Annotated in this window: 10 protein-coding genes; 8 read left to right on the top strand and 2 right to left on the bottom strand. The window is 58.9% G+C overall.

Annotated features, from left to right (window positions below):
• Both PUT78_RS18820 and PUT78_RS18815 read right to left on the bottom strand, forming a co-directional pair.
• Window positions 1-193 (bottom strand): LysR family transcriptional regulator (locus PUT78_RS18820; RefSeq protein ID WP_274353817.1); only part of this gene is annotated, 193 nt, incomplete at its 3' end.
• Window positions 194-431: 238 nt separating this feature from the next.
• Window positions 432-1802 carry an aminotransferase-like domain-containing protein gene (locus tag PUT78_RS18815; RefSeq protein WP_274353816.1) on the bottom strand — a complete coding sequence of 457 codons (1371 nt, stop codon included), beginning with the start codon at window positions 1800-1802 and terminating at the stop codon, window positions 432-434.
• Between the two features lie 283 nt (window positions 1803-2085).
• Between PUT78_RS18815 and PUT78_RS18810 the strand changes: the two genes are divergently transcribed.
• From PUT78_RS18810 to PUT78_RS18775, 8 genes are all read left to right on the top strand, one after another.
• Window positions 2086-2568 (top strand): MSMEG_0572/Sll0783 family nitrogen starvation response protein, encoded by a 483-nt coding sequence (locus PUT78_RS18810; protein WP_274353815.1) that lies wholly within the window; start codon window positions 2086-2088, stop codon window positions 2566-2568.
• Window positions 2569-2639: 71 nt separating this feature from the next.
• Window positions 2640-3629 (top strand): Nit6803 family nitrilase, encoded by a 990-nt coding sequence (locus PUT78_RS18805; protein WP_274353814.1) that lies wholly within the window; start codon window positions 2640-2642, stop codon window positions 3627-3629.
• Window positions 3622-4725, top strand: coding sequence for an MSMEG_0568 family radical SAM protein (locus PUT78_RS18800; protein WP_274353813.1), 1104 nt, complete (start codon window positions 3622-3624; stop codon window positions 4723-4725). Before PUT78_RS18805 ends, PUT78_RS18800 begins: the two co-directional genes overlap by 8 nt.
• Window positions 4722-5264, top strand: a complete 543-nt coding sequence (locus tag PUT78_RS18795; RefSeq protein WP_274353812.1) for an MSMEG_0567/Sll0786 family nitrogen starvation N-acetyltransferase — start codon at window positions 4722-4724, stop codon at window positions 5262-5264. The genes PUT78_RS18800 and PUT78_RS18795 overlap by 4 nt, the downstream gene beginning before the upstream one ends.
• Window positions 5261-6238 (top strand): sll0787 family AIR synthase-like protein, encoded by a 978-nt coding sequence (locus tag PUT78_RS18790; protein WP_274353811.1) that lies wholly within the window; start codon window positions 5261-5263, stop codon window positions 6236-6238. Before PUT78_RS18795 ends, PUT78_RS18790 begins: the two co-directional genes overlap by 4 nt.
• Complete coding sequence (locus PUT78_RS18785; protein WP_274353810.1) at window positions 6231-6518, top strand: MSMEG_0570 family nitrogen starvation response protein; 288 nt, start codon at window positions 6231-6233, stop codon at window positions 6516-6518. The genes PUT78_RS18790 and PUT78_RS18785 overlap by 8 nt, the downstream gene beginning before the upstream one ends.
• 11 nt (window positions 6519-6529) lie before the next feature.
• Window positions 6530-7810: an MSMEG_0569 family flavin-dependent oxidoreductase gene (locus PUT78_RS18780; RefSeq protein WP_274353809.1), complete on the top strand. Its 1281-nt coding sequence runs from the start codon at window positions 6530-6532 to the stop codon at window positions 7808-7810.
• A complete protein-coding gene (locus tag PUT78_RS18775) occupies window positions 7810-8613 on the top strand; it encodes a Pnap_2097 family protein (protein WP_274353808.1) in 804 nt (267 codons plus the stop codon). The genes PUT78_RS18780 and PUT78_RS18775 overlap by 1 nt, the downstream gene beginning before the upstream one ends.
• Window positions 8614-8623: the final 10 nt, after the last annotated feature.

Below are 8623 nucleotides of genomic sequence, written 5' to 3'. Positions count from 1 at the left end.
CCAGGCCGCGATTCAGGCGCCGGAACAATGTGACGCCCATGTAGTCTTCCAGCACACGCACCTGTCTGCTGACGGCGACCTGACTGACATTCAGTTCGTCGGCGGCCAATGTCAGGCTGTTGTGCCGCGCCGCCGCTTCGAACGCCTTGAGCGGGTTCAGCGGCGGAAGTGTGCGGTTCTGGATTTGCGTCATGCCTACATCCCTTTTTCGAACCGGTTGATCAGGGACCGGTTGTCAGGATCCACAGTAAGATACCGTGACATTAACATCAGAAAGGCGCGATGAAATGCCATTGTTACACAATGCAGTCGCATCTCGCGACAATGATGCACATTTTTGCATCATTTATGCAGACAATTCAGCATGTGTCCGCAGGTAATGCGGGAATTCAAGCAGCAGGGCAACCGCCGCTGAACAGTGAGGGCTGCAATCACCCCATGTAGGAATTGTGCTGGATGCTGTTCACAAGGAAATACAGATGAGAACGCAGCGCGTCGCGCGAGAGTGATCCGCCAAGGCAGAGCCGCACATGTTCGCCCGGTGGCGTGCCGACAGTAAACGCATCGGATGACAGCAGGCCTATGGGGCGACCGGCCATGCGTGCCACGATATCTGCACGTCCGACACCTTCTGGCAGTGACAGCCATACATTGAATGCGTTTTCTTCTGACCGGAAGGTGCATCCGTCCAGAACATCGCGCGCTATGGCCTGCCGGGCGGCGGTTTCAGAACGGATAAAGCGCCGTATCTGGTCGGCGGTTCCGTCCTCTATCCAGCGCGTTGCAAGGGCGGCCATGATCGGGGACGCCATGACTGCTTGTGTCTTGATGATCTGTCCCAGGGCGTGTGCTTCTTTTGCGTTGGGCGCGACAGTATAGGCCAGTCGCAAGCCTGCGCCGATGCATTTTGCCAGCCCCCCGATATGCCAGGTCAGATCCGGCGCAGAAACCGCGATCGGTGCTGGTGCGCGGGCCGGAACAAAGCCGTAAGCGTCATCCTCGATCAGTTGCACGCCGTGCTTGTTCAGCACTTCCGAAATAACAAGCCTGCGGTCGTTTGGTATTGTTATTGTCGTCGGGTTTTGCAGTGTCGGGTTCAGATACACGGCTTTCGGCCGGTGGGTTGCAATGGCGTCATTCAGCGCCTCGGGCAGGATGCCATGATCATCCATCCTGACGCCGATCACATTCAGGCCGCAACGGGCGGCAATGTTGCGAAACCCCGGATATGTAATCTGTTCACATAGAACCGTGTCGCCGGGGTTGGTCAGTATTGCAAGAATGGCGCAGATCGTACTGTGCGCCCCGGGTGTAATGACCACCCGCGCATTGTTGGGCATCATGCCGCGCAGACTAAGCCATGTTGACGCTGCCATCTTGTCGCGGTCTGATCCGGTCGGCGACTGGTATCTGAGCAGCTGCAACAGATTGGCGGATACATAATTCAGGCCGTTCTGCATTCTGGCGACAAGTGCTGCGTCGGTGGGTTCTGGCGGAAGATTCATGGAAAGATCTTCTTCCGCCATGCGTTGCGGGTCTGGCTCGTTGCCGGAATTCGCCTGTTTTGCAACAAAGGTGCCGCGCCCCACATGGCTTTCGACAAGTCCGCGGGATTGTGCCTCGGAATAGCCGCGCGAAACTGTGGTGAAATCAATTCCAAGGCGGTCTGCCAGGCTGCGCTGTGGCGGCAGGCGCACACCGGCTGCAAGGATCCCGCGTCCGATATCTTTTTCGATGGCATCCGCGATTGCCATGTAGCGCGGTCTGCCTTCGGTTTCCAAATCTGGCGTCCAGTCAATCATCGATCTCTCCGTTTGGGCGCAGGGTAATGGAACTTCGGGCGGGATTGAAGCGGATTGTATGGATGCAGGCCGCGAATCGCTGCAAAGATCAGCTTCGGTGCATGGGAGCGCCGGATTCCCGTTCTGAACCTGAACGAAAACCATGCAGTATGCGCAACTATTCAGCATCTTCTTGGTAAATTGTATGGATAATTGATATCTTATTGACTGCATTATTGCGGGCAAAAATTCTTTGGGCGCATGTTGGGGCATCAACAGTCAGACAGCGATGAAGGAGAACTTGATGCCTGCAGTTACCAAGGAAAAGCACAAGGATGGCGATTTTTTCGTCGATTACGAGGAAAAGGTCTTTGAAGACGTCAAGGCCGATCCTGGCGAGAAAGCTCTTGTGACCTTCCATACAGTTGCGTTCGAAGGGTCTATCGGGCTTGTCAACATTTTGCAGGCAATCCGGTTGCAGCGCAAAGGTTTCGAAACGTCGATCCTGCTTTACGGGCCGGGTGTCACATTGGGTATTCAGCGCGGCTTTCCGACGCTGGGCGACGAGGCGTTCCCGGGGCACCAGAATTTCGCCGCAAACCTGAAGAAATTCATGGCAGAGGGTGGAACGATCTATTGCTGCCGGTTCGGCCTGCAAGCGCTGTATGGTCACGGCGAGCCAGCGTTGCTGCCCGGTATCGTGCCGATAGCCCCGCAGGATGTGCTGGATTGTATCCTGCTGCACCGCAAGGACAACGCCTTCATTCTGGACACCTGGACAGTCTGAAGCCTTCGGGCCGGACCCTATGTATCTGGTCCGGCCCGATACCGGCATTTTCCTATCGACAGAGTGATATCATGCGAACCGATACAATCCGTGCCGCCGCTGTGCAGATTGCCCCTGATCTTACGGGGCGTGCCGGAACCATTGAGCGGGTTCTGAATGCCATTGCAGAGGCGGCGGGGAAGGGCGCGGAATTTATCGTCTTTCCAGAAACATTCGTGCCTTACTATCCATATTTTTCCTTCGTTCTGCCGCCGGTGCAACAAGGCCCTGCGCATCTGGAACTTTATGAACAGGCCGTTGTTGTGCCGTCCAATGAAACTCGTGCAGTGGCGGATATGGCCCGCAGGCATGGCGTCGTGGTTGTTCTGGGCGTGAACGAACGTGACAATGGATCGCTTTTCAATACCCAACTGATTTTCGATGCGGATGGCACGCTGGCGCTCAAGCGGCGAAAGATCACGCCCACGTATCATGAGCGCATGGTCTGGGGGCAAGGCGATGGGGCCGGGCTGAAGGTTGTGGAAACCAGAGTCGGCCGCGTCGGCGCACTTGCCTGCTGGGAGCATTATAACCCTTTGGCGCGCTACGCCCTGATGTGCCAGCACGAGGAAATTCACGCCGCGCATTTTCCCGGTTCGCTGGTCGGCCCGATCTTCGGGGAACAGATCGAAGTGACGATGCGCCACCATGCGCTGGAAGCGGGGTGTTTCGTGGTCAATGCGACCGGCTGGTTGACCGAAGACCAGATTCAGTCGCTGCACCCCGATCCCAGGTTGCAGTCAGCCATGCGCGACGGCTGCATGACCTGCATCATATCGCCCGAAGGCCGGCATCTGGCCGACCCGATCACATCGGGCGAGGGGATTCTGATTGCCGATCTGGATATGCGGCTGATCACCAAGCGCAAGCGCATGATGGACAGCGTTGGCCATTATGCGCGCCCAGAATTGCTGCATCTGGTGCATGACACCCGCCCCGCAGAAGCGCGCGTTGTCATGCCGCCAGCCCCGAACCCGGAACCCTTCGCGAATGTGATGGAAGAGGAGACACCCAATGTCTGACGCTGACCTGATCAACGATCTGCAATCCTACGGGATGCGGCTGGCCGATCCCGGCGCGGGGCACGAAGCGCGCCGCGGCGGGGCGGGCCCGTCTGACCACAAGGCCGTCACGCTTGGGTCAAAGACCGTCATGGTGCCTGTGCATACCGCGCCCGCCTTTCAGTCGCCGTTTCTGGTCGAGGCACCAGACGCCAGCGGCCACGCGCGCCTGACACGCGACGGGAAAGAGGTGGCACGGCTGCATTTTCCCACGCGGCCACGGTTCTATGACCTGAAAACCGCCGACGGCATACCATACAGCCATATAGCGACCCTGCATTCACGCGATGTTCTGGCGACAACAGTTCTGCAGACCTGCATCCGCTATGAAAGCCGCAAGAAGACCTGTCAGTTCTGCGCCATCGGCCAGAGTCTGGCCGCAGGGCGCACCATTGCGCACAAAACCCCTGAACAACTGGCTGAGGTTGCGAAGGCAGCGGTCGAACTGGATGGCGTGAAGCATATGGTCATGACGACCGGAACACCGCCGGGCAAGGACCGGGGTGCTGCGGTCATGGTTGACAGCGCGCGCGCGATCAAGGCAGCGGTTGATCTGCCCATTCAGGGCCAATGCGAACCGCCCGCCGATGATATCTGGCATCAGCGCATGTTTGATGCGGGCATTGATGCGCTTGGCATGCACCTGGAGGCCGTGACGCAGGAGGTGCGCGCGCGCATCATGCCGGGCAAGGCCACGGTTCCGGTTGAGAAATACATGTCGAGCTTTGAGGCCGCAGTGAAGGTTTTCGGGCGCGGTCAGGTGTCAACCTACATCCTGGCCGGGCTTGGGGACACGCGCGAGGCGATCCTGGAAATGGGGCAAAAGCTGTGTGACATGGGGGTTTACCCGTTTGTCGTGCCGTTTGTGCCTATTTCCGGCACACCGCTGGAAAGTCACCCTGCGCCCAGACCTGAATTCATGGCATCTGTCCTGCGTCCGCTTGGACAGATGATCGTGCGTGCAGGAATGCGGTCTGAAGACATTAAGGCGGGATGCGGAAAATGCGGTGCCTGCTCGGCGCTGTCGAAATATGAATCCCTGAAGGTGCCGGCATGATTGAACTGGAACCGCAACATTTCCAGTGCCCGGGATTCTACATCCGCGTGGCTTCCAGACCGTTTGAATTGCATGGTGCGCAAGCCTTGCGCCACAAAGTCTTTGTCGAGGAGCAGAAAATATTTCCGCAACATGACCGCGACGAGGTGGACCATGTCGCGACCCATCTTGTTGCGCTGTCAACCTATGCGCATGAGGCCGATGATGTGGTCGGGACCGTCCGCATTCATGAACCGCAACCGGGCCTGTGGTGGGGGTCGCGGCTGGCGGTGGACCGCGATTTTCGTCAGGTGGGGCGGTTGGGGGCCGAACTGATCAGGCTTGCGGTCTGCTCGGCCAACACCCGTGGTTGCGACACTTTCCTCGCGCATGTGCAAAAGCAGAATGTGCCATTATTTCGCAGGCTTCACTGGTCAGTCGTGGGTGAAGTGGTTCTTCACGGTGTTGTCCATGCGCAGATGCGCGCTGATCTGGCGTTTTATCCGCCTTGTGCAGACCCGGAACTGGGGTGGTTCCTGAAACCGGGAAAACGCAGATGACCGGCCCCGGTCCCTACACCCTTGCGCCGCGGTTGCGCGCGCACCCCGCGATCCGGTCGAAGCTGGGCATTGCACGCGCGGCGGGCATGCTCGGGCTGACAGCGGGGTCTGCGGGCAGGCCCGGTGACGACGCCGCCATGATTGCCACAGCCGATGGCGTTGATCTGCTGGCGGGCGAAGGGTTCATTCCCGCTTTCGTGCAGGCGGACCCATGGTTTGCAGGGTGGTGTGGTGTGATGGTGAATCTGTCCGACATTGCGGCCATGGGCGGGCGGGCGCGTGCGCTGATCGACATGGTATGGGCCCCGGATGAGGCCAGCGCGTTGCCCTTGATGACGGGTTTGCGCGATGCGGCGGCGGCCTATGGCGTGCCGCTGGTGGGCGGGCATACGAATTTTGCGGCCAGTGAACTGAACCTTGCGGTATCGGTGCTGGGCAAGGCAACCGTCCCGGTGACCAGCTTTGACGCGCGCCCCGGTGATGTGCTGCTTGCGGCGATTGACCACCGCGGTCACTATGTGAATTTCGACAATTACTGTGCCGCGCTGGATGCGCCGCATGCACGCCTGCGCGGTGATCTTGCGCTGTTGCCGGAATTGGCCGAAGCAGGTCTGTTGAATGCTGGCAAGGATATCAGTCAGGGTGGCATTGCGGGCACGGCGCTGATGCTTGCGGAATGTTCGAATGTCGCGATTGCGTTGGATCTGGACCAGATCACACCGCCCGACGGGGTTGGCCTTGAACGCTGGATGCGCAGCTTTCCCAGTTTTGGCTTTCTGCTGTCTGTCAGCCGGGAAAATGCCGGAAAGGTCTGCAATGCGTTTCGCGCACGCGGCATCTGGGCAAGCCGCATCGGGGCCGTGTCCGAGGGCAGCCGCGTGGACCTGATACAGGGGCAAGACACCGCGCTTTTCTGGGATTACGCCAGTGCGCCTTATCTGTCGTTTTCGGGAAAGGAAACCGCAAATGCCTGAAACCTATTGGACAATCCGCTGGCCTGACGGGCATGAAGAACGCTGCTATTCCCCGTCCAGCGTCATTGCCGAAACCTTCAGCGCAGGACAGAGCTACCCGTTGCCAGCGTTCATGCAATCTGCGCGCAGGGCGCTTGAACAAGCCTCCGCCCGGGTGGAGCAGAAATATGGGTTCGCTTGTTCGTTGGCCATGGATCAGCTTGACCGCCTGGAACGCCGCGCCGCCACCTTCGCAGGACAAAAGGACGCCAGGATCCTGTGCCTTGCGATTTCAACATAAAGGAGAGCGCTATGAACGCTGCAGATATCTTCGATGTTCCCGTCGCGATTATTGGCGGAGGACAGGCCGGCTTGTCTGTCGCCAAGCAGTTGCACAAAAAGGGCATCAGATCAGTAATTTTCGAAAGGCATGAGAAATTCCATTCCTGGCGGGTGAACCGCTGGGACAGCTTCTGCCTTGTGACGCCGAACTGGCAATGCCGCCTGCCCGGTTTCCATTATGACAAGGAATATGGCGGCACTGACCCGCACGGTTTCATGCTGCGCGCGGAGATCACGGAATATCTGGATGCGTTTGCGCGTAGTTTCGAACCGGACATCCGCGAACATACCCGTGTGACCCGCGTGGCACCGCATGATGATGGCGGTTTTATCGTCGAGACTACGGCGGGCACATGGACCTGCGATCAGGTGGTCATCGCGACCGGCGGTTATGACACGCCGATTGAGCCACCCTATGCCAGCAAACTGGATCCGGCGATAACGCAGATGCATTCGGTCGATTACCGGTCGCCCGCTCAGCTGCCGGATGGGGATATCCTGATTGTCGGAACCGGCCAGTCCGGCGTGCAGATCATGGAAGATTTCGTCCGCGCTGGTCGCAAGGTGCATCTGGCTGTTGGACCCGCCCCGCGCAGCCCGCGCAAATACCGGGGGCGCGATGCGACCGATTGGCTGTATGATGCCGGCCATTATGATATCACCATCGACCGCCACCCCGACCCGCACAAAGCCATGACCCAGACCAATCACTACATGTCCGGGCGCGACGGCGGCAAGGAAATCGACCTGCGCAAATGGCATGTCGATCATGGCGTGGAACTATATGGTTCGCTGGCGGATATGGACGGCAGCAAACTGAAATTCCTGCCCGATCTGAAAAAGAATCTGGATGATGCGGATGCAAGCTATGTCGGTATCTGCAATCAGATTGATGCCTATATTGCGCGCGAAGGCATTGACGCGCCGGAAGAGGCCCCATTCGCAAAGGTATGGGAGCCTGAAACAGAGCGCACCGAACTGGACACGAAAGACGCCAATATCGCATCGGTGATTTGGGCGATCGGCTTTCGCCCGGATTACAGCTGGATCGAAGTCGATGTGTTTGACGGGCGCGGAAAGCCAGAATTCCACCGCGGGGTGACGGATGTTCACGGCGTTCATTTTATCGGTCTGGGATGGCTGAATACCTGGGGGTCGGGTCGTTTTCTGGCCATTGAAGAAGACAGCGCGTATCTGGCAGAGCAGATCGAACGCCAATTGGTCATGGTCGGAACAAGGTCCGTGGCGTGATGACGTCTGTGGCAATTGCTTGCTGCTCGGGGCCGGTATTTCAGGTGAACAACCTGATGCTGGGCATGGCGCAGCTGGCACCGGCGGGCTTGTCCGAACAATGGCTGCTGCGCTATTGCGGCGATGAACACTGGCGCATGGTGGCGACTGCCCTCGGCCAGAATGATGTAATCTTCAGGGCTGCGGACGGGCGGCCCGTCTATGCGGCGTTCTGCACGACATCGCTGAAATTCCATCCGGCGGGGCGGGCATTGCTCGGGCAGGAGGTCAGGATCGCATCTGCCCTGCACGCCGTATCAGACACGCGCACAGGCTCTTGCCACATGATCACCTCGCAGGGCGGGATACTGGCCGAACTCCGGATGATTTCTACATTCGTCAGTCATGACAATAGCGGGTCGAACAAGCGCATTGTCCGCAATTCTGTGTTGGGGCAGATGCATCTTCCGGCTGCGGATGCGGCACTCGCGCGGCTTGATTGTCAGGCCCGCGCGATGTCGCGCAAGATGCGCCTTGTTCACCCGGCTGACAGCACCCCGGTCTATGCAGAGCGGCCGATACCTTCGCTGGATTTCAACGCAGTGGGTTTGTTGTATTTCCCGACATTCTCGCGTCTTGCTGAAACCGCCGAGCATGCCCGGCCATCACAACCTGCGCCGCTGCTTCAGCGAGATGTTGTCTATCTGGGCAATCTGGATCAGGGCGACACCGTGCAGATGTTCGGGCAGGGAAAGCGCTGGTTCATGGCGCGGCAGGACGGGGCGCTTATTGCCGCCGGGTTTACCCGTCGCGGCGCGCGCTAACCGTATGCGC

The sequence above is a fragment of the Roseinatronobacter alkalisoli genome, from assembly GCF_028745735.1.
Lineage (GTDB): Bacteria > Pseudomonadota > Alphaproteobacteria > Rhodobacterales > Rhodobacteraceae > Roseinatronobacter > Roseinatronobacter alkalisoli.
Note: the sequence above shows the minus strand (reverse complement) of the source record. Positions and strands in the feature narration are given on the sequence as shown.